Genomic DNA, 21,314 nt, shown 5'->3' on the forward strand with positions numbered 1-21,314 from the left:
GACTTCAGTCGGCTGGTTTTGGCCCCCGCAGCCGACTGAAGTCGGCTCTACCAGCGGCGCTGGCTCCGCCCAGCCGACTGAAGTCGGCTCTACCCGTGGCTCTGGGTCCGCCCAGCCGACTGAAGTCGGCTCTACCCGTGGCGCTTGGTCCCCGCAGCCGACTGAAGTCGGCTCTACCCGTGGTTCAGTGCGACAGCGGCAGGCGGGCGGTGAAGGTGGTGCCGGTGTCTGCGGCCGATGCGGCGGTCAGGGTGCCGCCGTGGGACAGGGCGATCTGCGCGGCGATATACAGCCCCAGTCCAAGGCCGGAATCCAGCCGCTGGTCGCCGGAGCGGTGGAAGGGCTTGAACAGGGTGTCCTTCGATCCTTCCGGGATGGCGCCGTGGTTCTGCACTTCCAGGGTCATGTCGCGGTCGTCCGCGCGCCCGCGGAGCACGATGGGCTCGCCCTGTTGTCCGTGGATCGCGGCGTTGATCAGCAGGTTGCTGATCAGCTGGCCCAGGCGGTCCACGTCGCAGTTCACCACCGCGGGAAGATCGAGCTCGATTTCCAGCGGGCAGCCGGGGTAGGGCGCCAGCGCCTGCTGGCTCACCCGGGTCAGGATGGCGGACAGGCCGGTGCAGGGTTTGATGCGCAGGGCCAGCCCGGATCCCAGCCGCCCGCGGGCGAAATCCAGGGTCACGTCGATCAACTCGGCCATCCGGTCCGCGCTGTCGTCCAGGTGCTGCAGCAGGTTCTGTTGGGCAGGCGATGCGGCCGACAGCGCCAGCAGTTCCGAGGTGACGCGGATGGCCTGTAATGGATTGCGTAGATCGTGCGCAAGCACGGCGATGAACTCCTCGCGCTCGCGGCCTTCTTCACGCAGCGCGCTGTTGACCATTTCCGATGCTTGCAGCCGCTGTTCGGAGTGGGCGAGCGAGGCGCTGGAGGTGTGCTCGACCGCACCGACCTGCTCGGCGACGACCTTGGCCAGCGCGTGCATGGCCCGCAGGCTTTCGTCGGTGACCTGGCGAGGCTCCGGGTCCAGCGTGCACAGGGTGCCGTAGACGCGCCCATCGGCAAGGACCACCGGCACCGAGATGTAGCTGCGGAACCCATGCGCGGCCGGAATCGGACTGCTGCAGTGGATGGGGTCCTGCTGGGAGTCGCTGAACCAGACCGCCGCACCGGTCGCGGTGACGTCGCGGCAGAAGGTATTGATCAGGTCCAGGCGCAGGCCGGCAGAGATGCCCATGCCGGCACGGTCCAGCGCATGGATGGCGCGCCATTCGTCATTGCTGACCTCCCCGACCAGTGCCACGCGCATGCCGCTGACCGCACACGCCAGCTCAAGGCAGGAGTGGAACGAGGGGAACGTACCGTCCTTGGAAGGAATTCTGCGCATCTGGCGGCTTACGCTTTCAAGGGCCTTCGGACCCCTGCAGGAAAAAGTGAGGTGTCGATTGTGACATCTCGGACGCGCGGGCGCAGTTCGTGCGTCGTGGGTCTGATCCTGAAGAGTTAAGGAGATTGCGCGCAATTCGCTGATTTTGTTGCCCGCGTGGCAGGTGGGTGTCCGGAAATGCGCACTGCCTTGCAGAACGCCGGGTGGCAGACGCGCTAGGTTGAAAGCGACAGGGGTTGTCGTATTTGTTGTCGCGGAGAGATCGCCATGCACCTGTTGCTTGCTCTGTCTGAAGTGGCCATCGGCTTCGCCTGCGTGCTTGGGGTAGTGCATCTGGCTCAGCGGCAGCGTGAGCGGCGCCGCACTCGCCGTGGTACGGAGGGGCGGCACTTTTCAGATAAGTCCCATTGAGTGCATGAGGACCCAGGCTTAGCTTCGGCGGGCAGTTATCCGCTGCCTGTGCCCTGTTGACGGCGCCGACGATGCACTGCCTGCGGCAGGTGTCGTGCGCCCGGAGATTCATGACGACTTCGCTTTCTGTGCCGCGATCGGCTTCTTTGCAGCTGACCTCTCTTTTTTCCGGCCGCGATACGGCGGTAAGCGCCCGGGAGGCATACCCATGCGCCTGAGACGCTTTCGCTATGCGTACGCCAAGCTGCGCAGCTGGCATGTCGGAGTGCTTGTTGCCGTGTCCTGCGCCGCGCGTTACGTGATCACCGGTGACAGCGGCCAGGTGCGTTCTCATGGTGGATGGCGCAAGTCGCGGCTGCGCAGTGCAGCCGCCGGGGACCGCGACTGATCGGCGCGGCCTGACGCTTGCCGCACGCGATTCCAGCCCGGTCCTATAGGACACAGCGGAGCGCCCGCCTACTTTGTGCCACGGCAATTACGCCTCTTTCTGCTGCCTCGGCGCCCGCGGTGCCGGGTCATCCAATGAGAAACCCTCATGTCCTCGATCAAGATTGTTTCGCTTTCGCTGCTGGCCCTCGCCGGCATGCAGTCCGCCTCCGCCTTCGCTGATGACGGCAGCTATTATGTCGCCGGCCGTGTCGTGGCAGCCGAGCACAAGGCGCGTGAGATGGCCGACAGCGCCCGTCCGGGTATCGGCGCGTTTGTGCCGGGCAAGCAGGACGACAAGTTCACCACCGGCTCGTTCGCACTGGGCTACACGTACAACAACGGGTGGCGCGTGGAGGGTGAATACACCCTGCCGAAGACCGACACGTTCACCAGTGGGTCGACCACCTTCCCGCTCAGCAACAACGTGCATTACATCGAGGCACAGCGCCTGATGGCCAATGTGTACCGCGATTTCGCCATCACCGACCAGGTGTCGCTGTACGGTTCGGTCGGCATCGGTATCGCCCGCCTGAAGTCTGATGGATGGCAGGGCACGGTTGCGCGCCAGTACAACGTCGGCCGCCAGGACAACCTGTCGTGGTCGCTGGGCGCCGGTGTGGCGTATTCCCCGATCGATAAGCTGACCCTCGACCTGGGCTACCGCTACGTCGACATGGGTCGTACCGAAAGTGGCTGGAATGCGTTCCCGAACGCGCGTTCGCTGCAGGACGAAAAGATGAGCGCCAACCTGGTGTCGAGCGAAATCTACCTCGGCGGCCGTTACGCCTTCTGATCTGACGGGACGATGTGGGGCCGCTGTGTCCGCCGAGCTTGGCTTGGTGCGACAGGGCGGCCCCTCTTCATTGGCGGGCAATGACCCGCTGGCGTGGAGCTGACATGGAATACATGATCGCCCTGTTGAAGGATATGGCGCTGGTCCCGGTGACCCTGCTGCCGATCATCAACCCGCTGAGCATCGCCTCGATTTTCGTTTCGTCCGTCGGCAACAAGCACGGACTTGCGCGCCTGCTTGCACGGCAGATCGGGATGAACGTGGCATGGGTGATCATCGCGTCGATGCTGGTCGGCACCTACGTGCTGACCGTTTTCGGCATTTCGCTGGCGGTGGTGCGCTTTGGTGGTGGGCTGCTGGTCGCGGCGAGTGCATGGCGGATGCTGGCGCCCCGCCCCGATACGTCGCCGACCGCGCATGAGACCGAGGCAGCGGGCATTGCGGATGACCAGTTGATGCAGCGCAGTTTCTATCCGCTGACGTTTCCGTTGACCACCGGTCCGGGTGTGATTTCCGCCTGCATCACCCTGGGCGCACACGGTGAATCGATGAACCCGCTACACCCGCTGCACTTCCTGTCGGGCGCGATCGTTGCGGTCGGCGGGGCGCTGATGGTGGCGGTGGTGATCTACCTGATCCTGCGCAACTCGATCGTGGTGGTCACGCGCCTGGGGCCCTCCGGCGCGGTGGTGATGCAGCAACTGGTGGCCTTCGTGCTGTTGTGCATCGGCATCCAGCTGGTGTGGTCAGGCTGGCTGGATCTGAGCGCAACGTAGGGCGGACTTCAGTCGGCTGGTTTCGACGGGCTGGGTAGAGCCGACTTCAGTCGGCTGGTTTCAACAGGGCCGGGTAGAGCCGACTTCAGTCGGCTGGGACAACTACAGCCGACTGACGTCGGCTCTACCTCTCCAATCAACGGCAGCCGACTGAAGTCGGCTCTACCCGGTTGACCCACCCCTCAGCGCCAGCACCGCTTTCAGCGCGGGCTGAGCAGTTCCAGCAGCTGGCGCAGGCGATAGGGTTTGGGCAGGAACTCGACGTGGCCGGGCAGGGGCGGCAACTGCGAGCGGGCGTAGCCGGATGACAGGATCATGCGGGCACCGGGCTGGGCGCGGGCGACGTGCTCGCTCAGTTCGATGCCGGACATGCCATTGGGCATGCTGACATCGCTGAATACCACGTCGTACTCGCGTTCGCTTTCCATCATCGCCACGGCCTCGTGGCCGTCTGCGGTTGTGTCCACGGCGATGCCCATGTCCTGCAGGGCCAGCCCGATCATGTCGCGCAGGTCTTCCTGGTCTTCGACCATGAGTACGCGGATGGGGTCAGTCATTGGCGGGAACCTCCAGGGCAGGCAGCAGCAGGCTGACTGTCGTACCACCACCTTCGGTGCTCGACACGTCGACGAATCCGCCGCATTGGGTAATGAATCCGAACACCTGGCTCAGGCCCAACCCGCTGCCTTGGCCGATGTCCTTGGTCGTGAAAAACGGTTCGCTGGCCCGTGCTGCGATATCCGGCGCCATGCCATGGCCTTCATCCTGGACCCGGATGGCGACGAAATCACGGTAGGTCGGGGTGTCGGCCTGCGGGTCCAGCCGGCGCTCCAGGTCGCCGATGATACAGATATGCCCACCCTCGGGCATGGCGTCGCAGGCGTTGCCCACCAGATTGAACAGGGCCGCCTCCAGCTGCGAGGGGTCCAGCAGCACGTCGGGCAGTACCCGGGTGACCTGCAGTTGCAGTGTGTGTTTGGCCAGGCAGCGCTGCTGCAGGGCGGCCAGCGCAGGCTGCAGCCAATCTGCCGTGGACACACGCTCCCGCACCAGGGTCTGGCCGGCGCCGAAGGCAAGCAATTGGCGGGTGAGCAGCGCGCCGCGGTCGGCTGCCGCCTGCGCGTTGCCGATCAGCCGTTCGGTCGTGTCGTCTTTGTCACAGCGCAGCGCGATGAGGTCCAGGGCGTTGTGGATGGTGGTCAGGAGGTTGTTGAACTCGTGCGCCAGGCCGCGGCTGAGCTGGCTGACTTTCTCGAACTGTTGGGTGCTGGCCAGCGCCCGCTGCGCGTCACGCAGCAATACCTGGGCCTGGTAGCTTTCGGTGATATCGCGGGTGACCTTGACGAAGCCCACCAGCACCTCGGATTCAAATACCGGCTCGATGACCACGCTCGCCCGGAACCGGCTGCCATCACTGCGTAGCCGCCAGCCTTCGCCGGCGTAGCGTCCTTCACGTGCGGCAATGTCCAACGAACGGCCCGGCTCGCCCGCATCGCGGTCAGTGGGGCAGTGGAAGCGACTGAAATGCGTACCGATGACGTCGTCGGCCGGGTATCCCTTGATCCGCTCCGCCCCTGGGTTCCAGCTGCATACCAGGCCATCCGTGTCGAGCAGGTACAGGGCGTGATCAGTGACGCTCTCGATGAGAAGCTTCAACTGTTGGCTGGACTCTGTCTGTGAGGTGAGCTTGGTGACGGCGTTTACCACGAGACTGCGCTGAAGACCCCTGAGGCCGGTGAAGCTAGAAGCGATAGTGTGAAGGATCTGTGTAGGTGGGCGCGTGCCGAAAGTCGTGCAGGAAACGACGGTCATTCAGTTACCATCTCACTTCTTTGTGCCGGGATCTCACTCCATGACCTCTGCTTCAAGCACGCGCGACCCCTGGGTGTGGGGGCTGTCTGCCGCTTTGTTGGCCTCTACCGCGGCGCTTGAACTGGTTGTCCCGCTTGGATATGCGGTCTGGTTGGCCTATTTCCTCGCCATTGGCGTGACAGTGTTCCAGCGCCATGCGGGGTTGCCGCTGCTGGTGGCCGTCGCCGCCTGCATCTTCCTCGCAGTGGGCTACAACATCGCACCGGCGAGCACCAATTCAGCTTTCTCGTTCGTCAACCGCACCATTGGCGGCTTTGCCTTCCTGATGATCGCGCTGATCGTCAACCGCGCAATCCAGGCGCGCCGCGAAGCCTCCGAAGCACTCTGGCTTCAGGAGAGTGAAAACGTGGTGGCGATGAGCCTGCGCGGTGACCTCGGCCCGGAAAAGATCGCCGAGGCCGCCATGACCACGCTGGCCGAGCAGTTGAACGCGCAGACCGCCGTCATGTTTCGCATCGAAAACCATCAGTTGCTGTTGACCGGTGGCGTGGCGCTGCCAGGCGGCATACCGCAGTCGCTGGGGCTGGCCGAGGGCCAGCTGGGGCAGGTGGTCCGCGAGGGCAAGGTCCGTCACCTGCGCGAGGTGGAGGGCAGCGTGCTGAAGATCAGTTCCAGCCTGGGCGACACCCCCCTGCGTGAGCGCCTGCTGGCGCCGATCCTCAGCGACGATGTCATTGTTGGCGTGGTCGAGTTGGGTCGCATCCGTCCGGGGCGCGTTCCGCACCTCGACCGCGTGCTGCTGGAGCGCTGCGCCGACACCATCGGCATCGCACTGCGCGCGGCCGTGCTGCGCGCAAGGTTGGCCGAGCTGCTGGAGGAATCGCAGCGCCAGGGTGAAGAGTTGCAGGCACAGCAGGAAGAACTGCGCGTGTCCAACGAAGAGCTGGAAGAGCAGAGCCGCAGCCTGCTGCACTCCCAGACCAACCTGGAGCAGCAGCAGGCGGAAATGGAACAGACCAACGTGCAGCTGGAAGAGCGCACGCACGAGCTGGAAGGGCAGAAGCAGGCGCTGCTGATCGCGCAGGCTGCGCTGGTGCGCAACTCCAACGAGCTGTCTGCCGCCTCGCGCTACAAGTCCGAGTTCCTGGCCAACATGTCGCACGAGCTGCGGACGCCACTGAACAGTTCGTTGATCCTGGCCAAGCTGCTGTCCGACAACCGCGACGGCACGTTGAGCGATGAGCAGGTCAAGTACGCGCAGGCCATCCTGTCGTCGAACAATGACCTGTTGTCGTTGATCAACGACATCCTGGACCTGGCCCGCATCGAAGCCGGCCATGTGGAACTGTCCGATGAGGTGGTGGTGGTCGACGGCGCGCTGCAGCGGCTGCGCGAGACGTTCGAGCCGCTGGCGCGCGAGAAAGGGCTGGCACTGGAGATCGTGGCCGATGCCGGTGCACCCAGCCAGTTCACCGCAGACAGCCAGCGCCTGCAGCAGATCCTGAAGAACCTGTTGGCCAACGCGGTCAAGTTCACCGAACACGGCACGGTCAGCCTGCAGGTGCAGGCCGTGGCCCCTGACCGGGTGCGCTTCGTGGTGCGCGACAGCGGTATCGGCATCGCCGCCGAACAACTGGACGCCGTGTTCGAAGCGTTCCGCCAGGCCGACGGCAGCACGCGTCGCCGCTATGGCGGCACCGGTCTTGGGCTTTCGATTTCGCGCGACCTCGCCACCCGCATGGGCGGCGACATCCGGGTGCAAAGCGAGCTGGGCCGTGGCAGCACCTTCTCGTTGGAATTGCCGTTGAGCGGCTCGCCCGAACAGGCCGACGCGCCACCGACGATGGGCAGCGCGCACGCCACCTCGACGCCTGCCAGCCCTCGTGTGCCTGCAGCGGCGCCGGCCACCATCCCGGTACAGGCCCGCAGTGAAGCCGCAGCGGTATCGGCGTCGCCGTCACTGGTGGCGTGGCAGGCGGCGGCGAACCAGCGTGCCGGTTCCCTGCGCAGCGAGCGGCTGATCCTGGCGGTGGAAGATGACGCCACCTTCGCCGAGGCGCTGGTGACGCTTGCGCGTGAACTGGACTTCGACTGCGTGGTCGCGACCACGGCCGAGGAGGCGCTGACGATGGCGCGCGAGCTGCGCCCGAGTGGCGTGCTGCTGGACATCGGCCTGCCCGATGTGTCCGGGCTGAGCGTGCTGGAGCGCCTGAAGCGCGATCCGTTGACCCGCCACATCCCCGTGCACGTGGTGTCGGGCATGGAGCGCAGCCAGCTGGCGATGGAGCTGGGGGCCATCGGCTATGTGATCAAGCCGGCCACCCGCGAGCGCCTGGTGGAAGCCATCCAGCAGTTGGAAAAGACCAGTCAGCGTGACGTGCGCCGTCTGCTGATCGTCGAGGACGACACCGAACTGCGTGGCAACCTTGAACTGCTGCTGGGCCGCGAACAGCTGCAGATCACCGCTGTCGGCACCATCGCCGAGGCAGTGCAGCAGCTGAGCAGTGCGACCTTCGACTGCATGGTGACCGACCTGGCCCTGCCCGACGGCAGTGGCTACGACCTGCTGGAGTACATGGCCAAGAGCGAGGACGTCGGCTTCCCGCCGGTCATCGTGTACACCGGCCGCGCCTTGGGGCGCGAAGAAGAACAGCGCCTGCGCCGTTACTCCAAGAGCATCATCATCAAGGGGGCTCGTTCGCCGGAGCGCCTGCTCGACGAAGTGACCCTGTTCCTGCACAGCGTGGAGGCCAACCTGCCCACCGACCAGCAGCGCCTGCTGCGCGAGGCGCGTCGACGCGATTCGGTGCTGGATGGCCGCACCGTACTGCTGGCCGAGGACGATGTCCGCAACATCTTCGCCCTGTCCAGCGTGCTGGAGCCGTTGGGGGTGAAGCTGGAGATCGCACGCAACGGTCGCGAGGCCGTGGACCGGCTGGCGACCATGGAAGTGGACCTGGTGCTGATGGACATCATGATGCCTGAAATGGATGGGTTGACCGCCATGCGCGAGATCCGCAGCCAGCGCCAGCACAAGGACCTGCCGATCATCGCGCTGACCGCCAAGGCCATGCCCGATGACCGCGAACGCTGCCTGCAGGCCGGTGCCAACGACTACATCGCCAAGCCCATCGACGTGGACAAGCTGGTGTCGCTGTGCCGGGTGTGGTGCTCGCGGCAATGAACGAGGCGGAGCTGTTCGACCTGGAGTTGAAGGTGCTGGTGGAAGCCATCTACCAGCGCTACCACTACGATTTCCGTAACTATGCGGTGTCGTCGTTGCGGCGGCGCATGCGCCAGGCCATGCAGCGCTATGAGTGCGAGCGGCTGTCTGACCTGCAGCACCGCCTGCTGCATGAGCCGGACCTGTTCGCCCAGGCGATGCAGTTCTTCACCGTGCAGGTGTCGGAGATGTTCCGCGACCCGTCGTACTTCAAGGCGCTGCGCGAGCTGGCGGTGCCGGTGCTGCGCACGTATCCGTCGATCAAGCTGTGGGTAGCCGGCTGCAGTACCGGCGAAGAGGTGTGGTCGCTGGCGATCCTGCTGCAGGAAGAGGGGCTGTTGGATCGCAGCATCATCTACGCGACCGACATCAATCCCTCTGCATTGGCAGCGGCGGAGTCGGGCACCTACGGTATCGACCGGATCGCCCAGTTCAGCCGCAACTATCTGCAGGCCGGCGGCCAGAGCTCGCTGTCGGATTACTACACCACCGGGTACGACGGCGCGGTGTTCGACCGACGCCTGCGCCGCAACGTGGTGTTCGCCGATCACAGCCTGGCCACCGATACCGTGTTCTCCGAAGTCCATCTGGTCTCGTGCCGGAACGTGCTGATCTATTTCAACCGTCCGCTGCAGGATCGCGCCGTGGGGCTGTTCCGCGAGGCGCTGGTGCACCGCGGCTTCCTCGGACTGGGCAGCAAGGAGTCGCTGCAGTTCGGCGAGCACGGCAACGCGTTCGAAACCTGCGCGCGGGAGCAGCGCCTGTACCGGAAGGCGGCCTGATGGGCGCTGCGTTTCCGCGGCTGCTGGTGATCGGCGCCTCTGCCGGGGGCGTCACTGCGTTGCAGCGGGTGCTGGCAGCATTGCCTGCGGCGCTGGGCTGTCCGGTGCTGGTGGTGTTGCACCTGCCGCGGGATCGGCCCAGCCGGATTGCCGAGTTGCTGGATCCGTCGTCGGCATTGACCGTGCGCGAGGCCGAGGACAAGCAACCGCTGGAGCGGGGGACGGTCACCTTCGCACCGCCGGATTACCATCTGCTGGTCGAAGATGCGTCGTCCATTGCGCTGTCGATGGATGCACCGGTGTTGTTCTCGCGTCCCGCCATCGACCCGCTGTTCGAATCGGCGGCTGCCGTGTTTGGTGAGGATGTGTTGGCGATCCTGCTGACGGGAGCCAGCAGTGATGGCAGCGAAGGCGTGGCGGCCGTTCGTGATGCGGGTGGCCAAGCCTGGTTGCAATGCCCCGAAGATGCCGAGGCGTCGATGATGCCCGCTTCGGCCCTGCAGCGTGCCGGTGCCGATGCGGTGCTGACGCTTGAAGAGATATGCAGATGCCTGAAGGATTTGAAATGAACCTGCTTCATCCCGTGGCTGTAGCAGACGCAGCGCCGGTCAATGTGTTGATCGTCGATGACGTGCCGCAGAACCTGGTTGCGATGGAAGCGCTGTTGCGCCGTGATGGACTGCGTATTCTCTGCGCGTCCTCCGGCTATGAGGCGCTGGAGCTGTTGCTGGAACATGATGTCGCCTTGGCGCTGCTGGATGTGCAGATGCCGGAAATGGACGGCTTCGCGCTGGCCGAGCTGATGCGGGGTTCGGCGCGCAGCCGCGATGTGCCGATCATCTTCCTCACGGCCTCGCCGCAGGATCCGGTGCGTGCGTTCAAGGGCTATGAAAGCGGTGCGGTGGACTTCCTGCACAAGCCGATCGAACCGCAGATCATCCTCGGCAAGCTCGGTGTGTTCATCGAGTTGTACGAGCAGAAGCGCTTGCTGAAATCGCGCAACGAGGCGCTGGAGCGCGCGCTGACGCTCAATGAAACGATGATGGCCGTGCTGACCCACGACCTGCGCACGCCGCTGTCGGCGATCCTGTTGTGCGCGGACAAGTTGTCGCTGGACATCCCGCAGGAGGCCAGCGCGCAGCAGACGTTGCGGCACCTGGAGACCAGTACCCTGCGCATGGCGCGGATGGTCGACCAGTTGCTCGATTTCTCGCGCATCCGGTCCGGCGGCTTGCGCCTGGAGCGTACGCCGTGCAACGCCGCAAGCGTGGTCACCGCTGTAGTACAGGAAGTGGAACGCGGCCAGGCCAACGCGGCGATCGACGTGCGGCAGTCCGGTGATGCGCGCATGCAGGGCGACCCGGATCGCTTGGCGCAGGTCGTGTCCAACCTGATCGGCAATGCGCTCGTGCACGGTGGCAACGAACCGGTCGAAGTGCAGGTGGACGGCGAGGATCCGGCGCAGGTCGTGCTGCGCGTACGCAATCGCGGGCATATTGGCGACAGCCTGCTGCCGCGCCTGTTCGAGCCGTTCAAAGCCAGCTTCCATGCCAGCAAGGGGTTGGGGCTGGGGTTGTTCATTGCCGACCAGTTCGTGCGCGCACATGGCGGCGAACTGGAAGCACGCAACGAAGCACAGGACGTGGTGTTCGAAGCCCGCCTGCCCCGGCGGGCCTGATCGGACCCGCGCTGTAGAACGGCAGGTTTCTCTCGCACCGTAAAAGCGCCCTGGTCCCGCTTGCCCTGCTTGCGCGGGATCAAGGCGAGCGCGAGACTTGCCCGATGAACACCCCGTGCTTCCACATCCGCAGTTACGGCGACGCCGGCGGTGGCGACCGCCACGACTTCGCGCAATGGGTGCTGCCGCTGCGGGGTGAGCTGCAGTTCGAACTGGACGGTCAGGGGGCGCGGCTGGATGCGTTTCAGGGCGTGTTCGTCGCGCCAGGTGAGCACCATGACCAGAGGGGGCAGGGGCGCAATGCCCATCTGGTGATTGATTGCGATCTGCAATGGTTCGACGACCACACCCTGGACCACCTGCGGCGTCAGCGCTGGCTGTTCCTGCCGCAGTCGCTGCGCCGCGCGTTGCACGCCACGCCCGCTGGTGATCGCGCTTCGCTGCTGCCGCAGCTGTTGCAGGCGTTCGCGCCCGATGGCAGTGGCGCACGTCTGCAGGCGCTGTGCACCCACATCCAGGATGCGCCGGGTGAGCCGTGGCCGGTAGAACGCATGGCGCGACGGGCGGGGTTGAGCGTCAGCCACCTGCATGCCTGGTTTGTGCGCGAAACCGGGCTGCCTCCACAGGCGTGGTTGAGTGCCGTGCGCCTGCGCCTGGCATGCCATCTGCTGTGCACGACCCCGCTGCCGATCAGCCAGGTCGCCCAGCGTGTGGGCTATTCCGAGCAGAGTGCGCTGACGCGTGCGCTGGTGCGCGAAACCGGGCGTACTCCTACCACCTGGCGCTCTCGCGGGCCCGCGACCATAGCCCGGGTCAAGACACGCCGCGCACGCACCCCCTAGACTTCCCGGCCTGACAGCAGGGTAGGCGGTGTGATGAATCGTTCGATGGGTGTGGGCATCGGCAATGGCGTGGCGGCAGGCGCGCTCTGGGGCGTGGTGTTCCTGGCTCCCGCCGTACTGATGGCCTTCGATGCGGTGCAGCTCTCCGCCGGCCGCTATCTGATCTATGGGCTGGTGGCCGTGGCCCTGCTCTGGCCGCGCTGGAAGCGTTTGGCGCCGCAGCTCGGTGCTGCCGAATGGCGCGGGCTGGTGTGGCTGAGCCTGGCCGGCAACCTGGTGTATTTCCTGCTGCTGGCGACCGCCGTGCAGTGGGCAGGCGGTGCGGCGGCATCGCTGATCGTTGGCTTGATTCCCGTCGTCGTTACGTTGGTGGGCGTGCGCGAAGAAGGCGCGGTGCGGTTGGCCAAGCTGGCACCGGCGCTGCTGCTGTGCCTGACGGGCGTCGCCCTGGTCGGTTACGAGGCACTGGTGTCCGAGCACGTGGCTACGCCGTGGCGACAACGCGTGCTGGGCCTGCTGTGTGCGTTTGGTGCCTTGCTGTCCTGGGCGGCCTATTCGGTGGGCAACAGTCGCTGGTTGCAGCGTCGCCCGGATCTGTCCGCACATGATTGGTCATTGCTCACCGGCGTGGTCACCGGCGCGCTCGCGCTGCTGCTGGTGCCGATGGCCTTCGTCTTCAACACGGCGCATCACGATGCGGGGGCGTGGGGTCTGTTCTGGGTCGTCAGCGCCGGCGTAGCGATCATTGCCTCGCTGTTGGGCAATGCCTGCTGGAACCGCGCGAGTCGTCTGCTGCCGTTGACGCTGACCGGCCAGATGATCGTGTTCGAAACCCTGTTTGCCCTGCTGTACGGCTTCGCCTGGCAACGGCGCTGGCCCACCGCGCTGGAGCTGGCGGCCATCGCCTGCCTGGTGACCGGGGTGCTCTGGTGCGCGCATGCGCATCGCACGCCACGCGCGATCACCGAGCATGCTGGCTGAGGAAGACGATGTCGTGGCCGCCGCGCCGCGCGCCAGCGACGTGGTCACCGATGCAACCATTTTCGCCGACGATGCGTGCATATGAAGCGCTGGTGTTTTTGCAGCGCAGCACTTGACAGCAGCGGGGTCGCCGGTGTTTTCTAGACCCATGGTCACCGCCTCCGCTCCCTTCGCCCTCGCACACGTCGCCTTCGCGGCGCCAGATCGTGCGCGGTTGGATGCCGGCAGCAACACGGCCATTACCACGATTACCACCACCACCGGCACCACCTGCCGGGTGCGGTCCGTCGTCTTCGCGTAACTCACGAAAACCACGGCCCCGCACCGAACCAGGTGGCGGGGAAACCTTCCACCGAGCGCGATGCGGGGCCTCCCACCGAGGTTGCCATGTCCAGTGCCGTTTCTGTAGAACCCGCCGCGTCGCCCTTGCCGGTGCCCCCGCGCACCGTCGTGCACAAGTTCGGCGGCACGTCGGTGGCCGATGCCGATCGTTATCGCCATGTGGCTCGTCTGCTGCTGCAGCGCCCCGAGCGGATGCAGGTCACCGTGGTGTCTGCGATGAAAGGGGTGACCGATGGCCTGATCGACCTGGCGCGGATGGCGGCGGCGGGCTCGCCACAGTGGCGTGATGCCTGGCATGCGCTGCGCGCGCGCCATCGCGGTGCAGCCGCCTCGTTGCTCGGCGAACATTCCGGCGCGAGCGTGGAATGGCTCGACGCGCGCTTCGATGAGTTGGCCGAACTGCTTGCCGCGTTGGCGGTGATCGGCGGGTTGCCGGACGACGTGCTGGACCGGGTGCAGGGACTGGGAGAAGTGTGCTCTGCGCACCTGCTGGGGCATCATTTCCTGGCAATCGGCGAGGACTGTGCGGTGCTGGACGCGCGCGAGGTGCTGGTGGTCGAGCATGGCGAACTGGGTGTCAACGTGGACTGGGAGACGAGTGCCGCGCGGCTGCAGGCCTGGCGACAGCGGCATCCGCAGACGCGGGTGGTGGCTACCGGGTTCATCGCGCGCGACGGCAAGGGGCGCATCACCACGCTGGGGCGCAATGGCAGCGATTACTCCGGGGCGATCTTCGCCGCCCTGTTCGACGCGGATGAACTGCAGATTTGGACTGATGTGGACGGCGTGTTGTCCGCCGATCCGCGACTGGTGCCCGAAGCGGTGCAGCTGGATGCACTGAGCTACGACGAAGCCTGCGAACTGGCCTATTTCGGCGCGAAGGTGGTGCATCCGCAGACGATGTCGCCGGCCATCCAGCGCGGCTTGCCGATCCTGATCCGCAATACCTTCCAGCCAGACCATCCGGGCACCCGCATCACCGCAGAGCGCTCGGTGCGCGGACCGATCAAGGGGCTGACGCTGAGTGCCGAACTCGCCGTGCTCAACCTGGAAGGCACCGGCCTGATCGGTGTGCCGGGCACCGCCGAGCGGGTGTTCTCGGCGTTGCGCCAGGCACACGTATCGGTGGTGATGATCTCGCAAGGGTCGTCCGAACATTCCATCTGCTGTGTGGTGCGTGGCAACGAGGCCGTGCGCGGCCGCGATGCCTTGCTGCAGGCGTTTGCACATGAGCTTGCGGTGGCGCAGGTGCAGCGCGTGCAGTTGACCACGGGTGTCAGCGTGCTGGCGGCGGTAGGCGATGGCATGGCGGGCCAGCCCGGCGTGGCGGCACGTCTGTTCGAGTCACTCGGCCGCGCGCAGGTGAACATCCTCGCCATTGCGCAGGGGTCCTCCGAGCGCAACATTTCAGTGGCCATCGACAGCGGCGACGCGACCCGTGCCCTGCGCGCCGCGCATGCCGGATTCTGGCTGTCGCCGCAGACGTTCGCGGTGGGCGTGATTGGTCCGGGCAACGTCGGTGCGGCCTTGCTGGACCAGTTGCAGGCCGAGCAGGGGCCGCTGCTCGGCAAGGCCAACATCGACCTGCGCCTGCGCGCGGTGGCATCGCGCGGCGGCATGTACCTGGCACCGCGCGCGCTGCAGGGCGAATGGCGCACCGCGCTGCAGGAGGGCAGGGAAGCCAACGACCTGGATCGCTTCACCGCCCATCTGCTGTCAGCGCATCTGCCGCATGCGGTGGTGATCGACTGCAGCGGCAGTGCCGAGGTGGCCGAGCGTTACGAGGGCTGGCTGGCGGCCGGCATCCACGTGGTCACGCCGAACAAGCAGGCCGGTTCGGGGCCCCTGGAACGCTATCAGCGCATTCGCGCAGCCGCGACCGCCAGCGGCGCGCGCTTCCGTTATGAAGCGACCGTCGGTGCGGGGCTGCCGGTGATCACCACGTTGCGCGACCTGGTCGACACCGGTGACGAGGTGCTGTCGATCGAAGGTATTTTTTCGGGCACGCTGGCGTGGCTGTTCAATCGCTTCGACGGCAGTCAGCCGTTCTCTGCTCTGGTGGAACAGGCGCGTGGCATGGGCTATACCGAGCCCGATCCGCGCGACGACCTGTCCGGCATCGACGTCGCACGCAAACTGGTGATCCTGGCGCGTGAGGCGGGCCGCGCGCTCAGCCTGGAGCAGGTGCAGGTGCAGAGCCTGGTGCCGGAGGCGCTGCGCGGCGGCAGCGTGGAGGCATTCATGCAACGCCTTGCCGACAACGACGCGGCATTGCTGCAGCAGCTGCGGCAGGCGCGCGAACGCGGTGCCGTGCTGCGCTACGTGGCCGCGCTGACGCCGCAGGGCGCGTCGGTTGGTCTGGTCGAGGTGCCGCTGGACCACGCATTCGCCAACCTGAAACTCACCGACAACGTGGTCCAGTTCCGCACCCGGCGGTACTGTGACAACCCGCTTGTGGTGCAGGGTCCGGGGGCTGGCCCCGATGTGACCGCCGCCGGTGTGTTCGCGGACCTGCTGCGCGTGGCTGCCGGCGAAGGAGCGCGCCTGTGATCGCACGCGCGTTCGCACCGGCGTCGGTCGGCAATGTCGGCGTCGGCTTCGACATTCTGGGCCATGCCATCGCCGGCGTCGGTGACACGGTGACCGTGCGCCGGATCGCCGAGCGCGAGGTGCGGATCGACGCCATCCGGGGTGCTGACCTGCCGCTGCCACGGGAGCCCGCGCTCAATACGGCCGGCGCGGCCTTGATGGCGATGCAGGAGGTGCTCGAACTGCCGTACGGCTTTGCCGTCGAAATCGACAAGGGCATCGCGCTGGGATCGGGCATGGGCGGATCGGCCGCCTCCTGCGTGGCGGCACTGGTGGCCGCCAATGCGTTGCTTGATGCACCCCTGGACCGTAAGGCTTTGTATCCGTTCGCGCTGGAAGGCGAGATGGTGGCCAGCGGCGGCCGCCATGGCGACAACCTGGGGCCGATGCTGCTGGGTGGGCTGGTATTGAGCACCGCTGACCGGCTGGTGTCCATCCCGGTACCGGCAGCGTGGCACAGCCTGCTGGTGCACCCCGACGCGGTGCTGGAAACCCGTCGCGCACGCGAGGCGTTGCAGGGCAGTTATGCCTTGGGTGATTTCGTGGCGCAGAGCGCGAACCTTGCGCTGGTGCTGGCCGGTTGCTTCCAGAACGATGCGGCACTGGTCCGTGCCGGCCTGCGGGACGTGCTGGTCGAGCCGCGGCGTGCACCGCTGATCGGTGGCTTCGCGGCGGCCCGGGACGCCGCGCTGGCAGCAGGGGCGATGGGCGCCAGCATCTCCGGCGCCGGGCCCAGCGTATTTGCCTGGTTTGAAGACAAGGCCAGCGCACAGGCCGCTGCCGCGCCGGTGCAGGCCGCGTTTGCTGCGGCAGGCTTCGACAGCCAGGCGTGGGTATCTCCGTTGTCCGCACCGGCGGCGGCGCTGTTGTGAACTCTCTCCCCCTTCAGGAAGGTGCGATGCACTTTGTTTCCACTCGCGGCCAGTCCGCACCCGTATCACTGAGCGCAGCCATTGCTGCGGGGCTGGCCCCTGATGGCGGCCTGTACGTGCCGCAGCAGCTGCCAGCGGCGCGCCGCTTCGTCGCCACCGATTCGCTGGCAAAGACGGCCGCGCAGGTACTGTCACCGTTCTTTGCAGGCGACGTATTGTCGGATGCACTACCCGCGATCTGCGACGAGGCCTTCGACTTCCCGCTGCCGCTGCGGCCATTGGCGCGTCGCGGCAACCATGTGCTGGAGTTGTTCCATGGCCCAACGGCGGCGTTCAAGGATGTCGGTGCCCGTTTCCTCGCTGCCGCCTTGGCGCGCCTGCGGGCGGGGCATGCCCAGCCGCTGACGATTGTGGTCGCGACCTCGGGAGATACCGGCGCTGCAGTGGCCGCCGCGTTTCATGGACAGCCTGGACTGCGCGTGGTGGTGCTGTACCCGGATGGCAGGGTGTCGCCGCGACAGGCGCACCAGCTGGGATGTTTTGGCGGTAACGTGCAGGCATTCCGGGTTTCCGGATCATTCGATGACTGCCAGGCCCTGGCGAAACAGGCGCTGGCGGATACGCAGCTGCAGGCCCAGGTGCCGTTGAGTTCGGCCAACAGCATCAGCCTGGGCCGGCTGCTGCCGCAGATGAGTTACTACGCGCACGCCGCGCTGCAGCACCAGCAGGCGGGCGACGCGCTGCTGAACCTGGTGATTCCCACCGGCAACCTCGGCAATGCGATGGCGGCGATCCTGGCACGCGCCGTGGGCCTGCCGATTGGACGCATCGTGCTGGCGACCAATGCCAATGATGTGCTGCCGCGCTATTTCGCCGGCGAAGATTTCAGCCCGGGTGCGAGTGTGCCCACGACGGCCAATGCGATGGACGTCGGCGCGCCCAGCAACTTCGAGCGGCTGCGCTGGCTGTTCGCGGGGGATGATCGCGCGCTGCGGGAGGCGTTCACCGCACACAGTGTGGACGACGTGGCGATCCGCGCGACCATCGCCAGTGCGTTCGCCAGCACCGGCGAGGTGTTCTGTCCGCATACCGCGACGGCCGTGCGGGTGCTGGATGATCTTCGTACGCAGGGTGCCAAGGGGGACTGGGCGGTCGTCGCCACCGCGCATCCGGCGAAGTTCGAATCGGTGGTGGAGCCGTTGATCGGCACCGCGCTGGAGGTGCCGCCTGCACTGGAGGCACTGCTGCGTCGGCCGACGCATGCCGAGCCGCTGGCGGCGGACTATGCCGCGCTGCGGGCCGTGTTGCAGCAGTAGCGCCGAGCCACGCTCGGCGGACACCGTCGGACGTTGTAGTGCCCGACGCCGGCCGTGCCGCTGCGCTCGCCGACCATGGGTCGGCGCTACCCGATGATCACGGAGCGGCCAATGCGCGTAGCGCCGAGCCACGCTCGGCGGACACCGTCGGACGTCGTAGTACCCGACGCCGGCCGTGCCGCTGCGCTCGCCGACCATGGGTCGGCGCTACCCGATGATCACGGAGCGGCCAATGCACGTAGCGCCGAGCCACGCTCGGCGGACACCATCCGACGCTGCGCGCCTTGAACGGCTCAGCCGGTGGCCAGTCGACGCAGGGCGGGTTCGTCGAGGATCTCCACGACGTTCAAATGGGGCAGGGCGATCAGCGCCTGCTGGCGAAGGCGGGTAAAGGTGCGGCTGACGGTTTCCATCGTCAGGCCGAGATGGTCGGCGATGTCCCCACGCCCCATCGGCAGGGTGACACGCAGGGCCACGCCGCCCAGGCGCACTTCGCGCTCGGCCAGCCGCAGCAGGAAATCGGCCACTTTCTCCGGTGGCTGCAGGCGTGCCAGCGACAGTGCTGCATCCTGCGCATCGTCCAGCGCCTGGCAGGCGCGCTGCAGCAATTTGCGCTCCAGGTGCGGGTAGCGATCACGCAGCTCGCGCATGTGGGCCACCGATACGCGGCAGACGCGGCTGTCGGCGATCGCTTCGACATCGTGGCGGTGGAGATCACTGCCGCTCAGGCCCAGATAATCGCCGGGCAAGACGAACCCGTTGATCTGCCGGCGCCCGTCGGACAGCGTGCGCACCAGTCGTAATGCGCCCTGCGTCAAGGTATAGACATGGTGGCGGGGTTCACCACTGCGGGCCAGCGTGCTGCCCATCGCCACCTGCTGGGACACCGTAACGGCCTCCAGCGCATGGCCTTCTTCCGGTGACAGAGCCGAGCAGACCGCCAGATGGCGTACCGAACAGTGCATGCAGTCCAATGTCGAGCAGCCGGGCGTGGCAGGGCGGAAGGCATCGGCAGGGCTGGAATCGAACCGCGACATGGCGTGGGGGGCAAAGCGCGCTGCGAGGGGAAGTGGCCATGATACGACATGTAGCCGATGCGCCCGGACGCAGGCGCGGCGGGCGGCGCTGCCGCTACAATGACCGCCCTTGCCCTTCCCCCGTTTTCTGCAGGAGCCCCACGTGATCAAGCCCCGTACCCCGCCCGGCATCATGGAACTGCTGCCGCGCGAGCAGATCGCGTTCCAGCGCATGCTGGACGTCATCCGCCGCAACTACGAGCGCTTCGGGTTCCTGCCGGTGGAGACGCCGGTGTTCGAGCTGTCCGACGTGCTGCTGACCAAATCCGGTGGCGAAACCGAGCGCCAGGTGTATTTCGTCCAGTCCACCGGTGCCTTGGCCAATGCAGCGCAGGCCGAGGACGCCTCGTTGCCGGAACTGGCCCTGCGCTTCGACCTGACCGTACCGCTGGCCCGCTACGTGGCCGAGCACGAACACGACCTGACGTTCCCGTTCCGCCGTTACCAGATGCAGCGCGTTTACCGCGGCGAGAGGGCCCAGCGCGGCCGCTTCCGTGAGTTCTACCAGTGCGACATCGACGTGATCGGCAAGGATGCGCTCAGCATCCGTTACGACGCGGAGGTGCTGGCGGTCATCCACGCGGTATTCGCCGAACTGCGCATCGGTGACTTCGCCGTGCAGTTGAACAACCGCAAGCTGCTGCGCGGCTTCTTCGAAACCCTGGGCGTAGCCGAGGGCGAACGCCAGCTGGCCGTGCTGCGGGAAGTGGACAAGCTGGACAAGCGCGGACCGGACTACGTGCGCGAGACGCTGGTCGGCGCCGACTTCAACATCCCGGCCGATCAGGTCGAGCGGATCCTTGCCTTCGTGGCGGTGCGCTCGCAGGGGCACGACGATGCACTGGCGCAGCTGGCGCTGCTGGAGGCCGACGCGGCGGCGACGGACACGCTGCGCACCGGCGTGGCGGAGCTGCGCGAAGTGCTGCAGTTGGTGAAGGCGCTGGGTGTGCCGGAGCAGGCGTACTGCCTGAACTTCTCCATCGCCCGCGGCCTGGATTACTACACCGGCACGGTGTATGAAACGATGCTCACCGACCACCCGCAGATCGGCTCGATCTGCTCGGGTGGGCGCTATGAAGACCTGGCCAGCCACTACAGCAGGTCCAAGCTGCCGGGCGTGGGCATTTCCATCGGCCTGACCCGCCTGTTCTGGCAGCTGCGCGAAGCCGGCCTGATCGAAGGGATCGAGGCCAGCAGCGTGCACGCGCTGGTCGCCCTGATGGACGAGCAGGGCATGCCGGAGTCGCTGGACATCGCCCGCCGGCTGCGCATCGGTGGTATCAACACCGAGGTGCAGATGGAAGCGAAGAAGATCGGCAAGCAGTTCCAGTACGCGGCCAAGGCGGGTATCCGCTTTGTCGTACTGGCCGGCGAAGACGAGCTGGCGCGCGGCGTGGTTGCAGTGAAAGACCTGCTGCGCGAACAGCAGTTCGAAGTATCCCGTGACGAGCTGGCCAGCACGCTGCAGGTCGAACTGGAGCAGGCCCGCGCCATGGCGTGAGGGTTGCCCGGGGCGGGATCCCTTTCCCTCGGTGAGAGGGACCCCCAAGACACGTGCCGCCGAACCACCCACCTTCACCGGTGGGTTTTTTTTTGCCCGGGATTTGACCGGCCACCGGGGTTTGCGATAATGTACTAGCACGCTATTACATTGATACCTGCTGCGATCCCATGAAAGCCCGTCCCGCCCCGAACCCGAAAGACACCCAGGCCGACCTTGCATCGCTCGCTGACGCATTCGCCGCGCTGGATGACGCCGGGGAGGTCGCCGCGTTCCTGCGTGACCTGTGCACCCCGGCGGAACTGGAAGCCATTGCCGACCGCTGGAAAGTGGTGCCGTTGCTGCAGCAGGGCGTGCCGTACCGCGAGATCCATGAGCGCACCGGCGTCAGCGTGACCACTACCGGTCGCGTGGCCCGTTCACTGGAGCATGGCCACCGTGGCTACGCTGCCGCCATCGCGCGCCTCGCCACGCGCTGAACCGAATGCTCCACCCCTGAATTCCAAG

Annotated in this window: 18 protein-coding genes; 14 read left to right on the plus strand and 4 right to left on the minus strand. The window is 66.4% G+C overall.

All coding sequences use genetic code 11. The annotated features are described in order from the left end of the window. Window positions 1–184 precede the first annotated feature (184 nt). Entirely contained in the window at window positions 185–1,384 is a 1,200-nt protein-coding gene (locus IFT65_RS00005) for a GAF domain-containing sensor histidine kinase (RefSeq protein WP_192079149.1), read from the minus strand. A gap of 619 nt (window positions 1,385–2,003) precedes the next feature. Here IFT65_RS00005 and IFT65_RS00010 point away from each other — a divergent pair. The 3 genes from IFT65_RS00010 (at window position 2,004) to IFT65_RS00020 (ending at window position 3,793) form a co-directional block, all read left to right on the plus strand. Continuing rightward, the gene (locus tag IFT65_RS00010) at window positions 2,004–2,183 is read left to right on the plus strand and encodes a hypothetical protein (protein WP_192079151.1); all 180 of its coding nucleotides are present in this window, start codon (window positions 2,004–2,006) and stop codon (window positions 2,181–2,183) included. Between the two features lie 147 nt (window positions 2,184–2,330). After that, window positions 2,331–3,017 carry an outer membrane beta-barrel protein gene (locus IFT65_RS00015; RefSeq protein WP_192079153.1) on the plus strand — a complete coding sequence of 229 codons (687 nt, stop codon included), beginning with the start codon at window positions 2,331–2,333 and terminating at the stop codon, window positions 3,015–3,017. Between the two features lie 104 nt (window positions 3,018–3,121). Further along, window positions 3,122–3,793 (plus strand): MarC family protein, encoded by a 672-nt coding sequence (locus tag IFT65_RS00020; RefSeq protein WP_192079156.1) that lies wholly within the window; start codon window positions 3,122–3,124, stop codon window positions 3,791–3,793. 200 nt (window positions 3,794–3,993) lie between these two features. On the opposite strand, the gene IFT65_RS00025 is transcribed toward IFT65_RS00020, so the two are convergent. Together IFT65_RS00025 and IFT65_RS00030 are read right to left on the minus strand one after the other, a co-directional pair. After that, window positions 3,994–4,350 carry a response regulator gene (locus IFT65_RS00025; protein ID WP_188324217.1) on the minus strand — a complete coding sequence of 119 codons (357 nt, stop codon included), beginning with the start codon at window positions 4,348–4,350 and terminating at the stop codon, window positions 3,994–3,996. Continuing rightward, entirely contained in the window at window positions 4,343–5,500 is a 1,158-nt protein-coding gene (locus IFT65_RS00030; protein ID WP_342029518.1) for an ATP-binding protein, read from the minus strand. The genes IFT65_RS00025 and IFT65_RS00030 overlap by 8 nt, the downstream gene beginning before the upstream one ends. 145 nt (window positions 5,501–5,645) lie before the next feature. Here IFT65_RS00030 and IFT65_RS00035 point away from each other — a divergent pair, with 145 nt between their 5' ends. The 9 genes from IFT65_RS00035 (at window position 5,646) to thrC (ending at window position 18,230) form a co-directional block, all read left to right on the plus strand. Next, entirely contained in the window at window positions 5,646–8,789 is a 3,144-nt protein-coding gene (locus IFT65_RS00035) for a response regulator (RefSeq protein WP_192079160.1), read from the plus strand. Then, window positions 8,786–9,610 (plus strand): CheR family methyltransferase, encoded by an 825-nt coding sequence (locus IFT65_RS00040; protein ID WP_188324214.1) that lies wholly within the window; start codon window positions 8,786–8,788, stop codon window positions 9,608–9,610. The genes IFT65_RS00035 and IFT65_RS00040 overlap by 4 nt, the downstream gene beginning before the upstream one ends. Then, complete coding sequence (locus tag IFT65_RS00045) at window positions 9,610–10,179, plus strand: chemotaxis protein CheB (protein WP_188324213.1); 570 nt, start codon at window positions 9,610–9,612, stop codon at window positions 10,177–10,179. Before IFT65_RS00040 ends, IFT65_RS00045 begins: the two co-directional genes overlap by 1 nt. After that, window positions 10,176–11,288 carry a hybrid sensor histidine kinase/response regulator gene (locus IFT65_RS00050; protein WP_192079162.1) on the plus strand — a complete coding sequence of 371 codons (1,113 nt, stop codon included), beginning with the start codon at window positions 10,176–10,178 and terminating at the stop codon, window positions 11,286–11,288. The genes IFT65_RS00045 and IFT65_RS00050 overlap by 4 nt, the downstream gene beginning before the upstream one ends. A gap of 104 nt (window positions 11,289–11,392) precedes the next feature. Beyond that, window positions 11,393–12,130, plus strand: a complete 738-nt coding sequence (locus IFT65_RS00055; protein WP_192079164.1) for an AraC family transcriptional regulator — start codon at window positions 11,393–11,395, stop codon at window positions 12,128–12,130. A 33-nt stretch (window positions 12,131–12,163) separates the two neighbouring features. Then, a complete protein-coding gene (locus IFT65_RS00060; RefSeq protein WP_192079166.1) occupies window positions 12,164–13,111 on the plus strand; it encodes a DMT family transporter in 948 nt (315 codons plus the stop codon). A 387-nt stretch (window positions 13,112–13,498) separates the two neighbouring features. After that, window positions 13,499–16,003 carry a bifunctional aspartate kinase/homoserine dehydrogenase I gene (thrA, locus tag IFT65_RS00065; protein WP_192079168.1) on the plus strand — a complete coding sequence of 835 codons (2,505 nt, stop codon included), beginning with the start codon at window positions 13,499–13,501 and terminating at the stop codon, window positions 16,001–16,003. Next, on the plus strand, window positions 16,000–16,914 hold the full coding sequence (locus IFT65_RS00070) for a homoserine kinase (RefSeq protein WP_192079170.1): 915 nt from the start codon (window positions 16,000–16,002) through the stop codon (window positions 16,912–16,914). Before thrA ends, IFT65_RS00070 begins: the two co-directional genes overlap by 4 nt. 26 nt (window positions 16,915–16,940) lie before the next feature. Next, window positions 16,941–18,230 (plus strand): threonine synthase, encoded by a 1,290-nt coding sequence (thrC, locus tag IFT65_RS00075; protein WP_192079172.1) that lies wholly within the window; start codon window positions 16,941–16,943, stop codon window positions 18,228–18,230. A 293-nt stretch (window positions 18,231–18,523) separates the two neighbouring features. On the opposite strand, the gene IFT65_RS00080 is transcribed toward thrC, so the two are convergent. Then, the gene (locus IFT65_RS00080; protein WP_249404966.1) at window positions 18,524–19,195 is read right to left on the minus strand and encodes a helix-turn-helix domain-containing protein; all 672 of its coding nucleotides are present in this window, start codon (window positions 19,193–19,195) and stop codon (window positions 18,524–18,526) included. A gap of 214 nt (window positions 19,196–19,409) precedes the next feature. Between IFT65_RS00080 and hisS the strand changes: the two genes are divergently transcribed. Both hisS and IFT65_RS00090 read left to right on the plus strand, forming a co-directional pair. Further along, window positions 19,410–20,807 carry a histidine--tRNA ligase gene (hisS, locus tag IFT65_RS00085; protein ID WP_192079176.1) on the plus strand — a complete coding sequence of 466 codons (1,398 nt, stop codon included), beginning with the start codon at window positions 19,410–19,412 and terminating at the stop codon, window positions 20,805–20,807. 170 nt (window positions 20,808–20,977) lie between these two features. Then, window positions 20,978–21,286 carry a YerC/YecD family TrpR-related protein gene (locus tag IFT65_RS00090; protein ID WP_192079178.1) on the plus strand — a complete coding sequence of 103 codons (309 nt, stop codon included), beginning with the start codon at window positions 20,978–20,980 and terminating at the stop codon, window positions 21,284–21,286. Window positions 21,287–21,314: the final 28 nt, after the last annotated feature.

Origin of the sequence: Stenotrophomonas sp. CFBP 13725 (genome assembly GCF_014841935.1) — a bacterium.
Lineage (GTDB): Bacteria > Pseudomonadota > Gammaproteobacteria > Xanthomonadales > Xanthomonadaceae > Stenotrophomonas.

Excerpts from the sequence above, each read along its gene's own strand:
- IFT65_RS00005 (WP_192079149.1), bottom strand. The coding sequence starts at position 1,384 with ATGCGCAGAATTCCTTCCAAGGACGGTACGTTCCCCTCGTTCCACTCC.
- IFT65_RS00010 (WP_192079151.1), top strand. The coding sequence starts at position 2,004 with ATGCGCCTGAGACGCTTTCGCTATGCGTACGCCAAGCTGCGCAGCTGG.
- IFT65_RS00015 (WP_192079153.1), top strand. The coding sequence starts at position 2,331 with ATGTCCTCGATCAAGATTGTTTCGCTTTCGCTGCTGGCCCTCGCCGGC.
- IFT65_RS00020 (WP_192079156.1), top strand. The coding sequence starts at position 3,122 with ATGGAATACATGATCGCCCTGTTGAAGGATATGGCGCTGGTCCCGGTG.
- IFT65_RS00025 (WP_188324217.1), bottom strand. The coding sequence starts at position 4,350 with ATGACTGACCCCATCCGCGTACTCATGGTCGAAGACCAGGAAGACCTG.
- IFT65_RS00035 (WP_192079160.1), top strand. The coding sequence starts at position 5,646 with ATGACCTCTGCTTCAAGCACGCGCGACCCCTGGGTGTGGGGGCTGTCT.
- IFT65_RS00040 (WP_188324214.1), top strand. The coding sequence starts at position 8,786 with ATGAACGAGGCGGAGCTGTTCGACCTGGAGTTGAAGGTGCTGGTGGAA.
- IFT65_RS00045 (WP_188324213.1), top strand. The coding sequence starts at position 9,610 with ATGGGCGCTGCGTTTCCGCGGCTGCTGGTGATCGGCGCCTCTGCCGGG.
- IFT65_RS00050 (WP_192079162.1), top strand. The coding sequence starts at position 10,176 with ATGAACCTGCTTCATCCCGTGGCTGTAGCAGACGCAGCGCCGGTCAAT.
- IFT65_RS00055 (WP_192079164.1), top strand. The coding sequence starts at position 11,393 with ATGAACACCCCGTGCTTCCACATCCGCAGTTACGGCGACGCCGGCGGT.
- IFT65_RS00060 (WP_192079166.1), top strand. The coding sequence starts at position 12,164 with ATGAATCGTTCGATGGGTGTGGGCATCGGCAATGGCGTGGCGGCAGGC.
- thrA (WP_192079168.1), top strand. The coding sequence starts at position 13,499 with ATGTCCAGTGCCGTTTCTGTAGAACCCGCCGCGTCGCCCTTGCCGGTG.
- thrC (WP_192079172.1), top strand. The coding sequence starts at position 16,941 with ATGCACTTTGTTTCCACTCGCGGCCAGTCCGCACCCGTATCACTGAGC.
- IFT65_RS00080 (WP_249404966.1), bottom strand. The coding sequence starts at position 19,195 with ATGCACTGTTCGGTACGCCATCTGGCGGTCTGCTCGGCTCTGTCACCG.
- IFT65_RS00090 (WP_192079178.1), top strand. The coding sequence starts at position 20,978 with ATGAAAGCCCGTCCCGCCCCGAACCCGAAAGACACCCAGGCCGACCTT.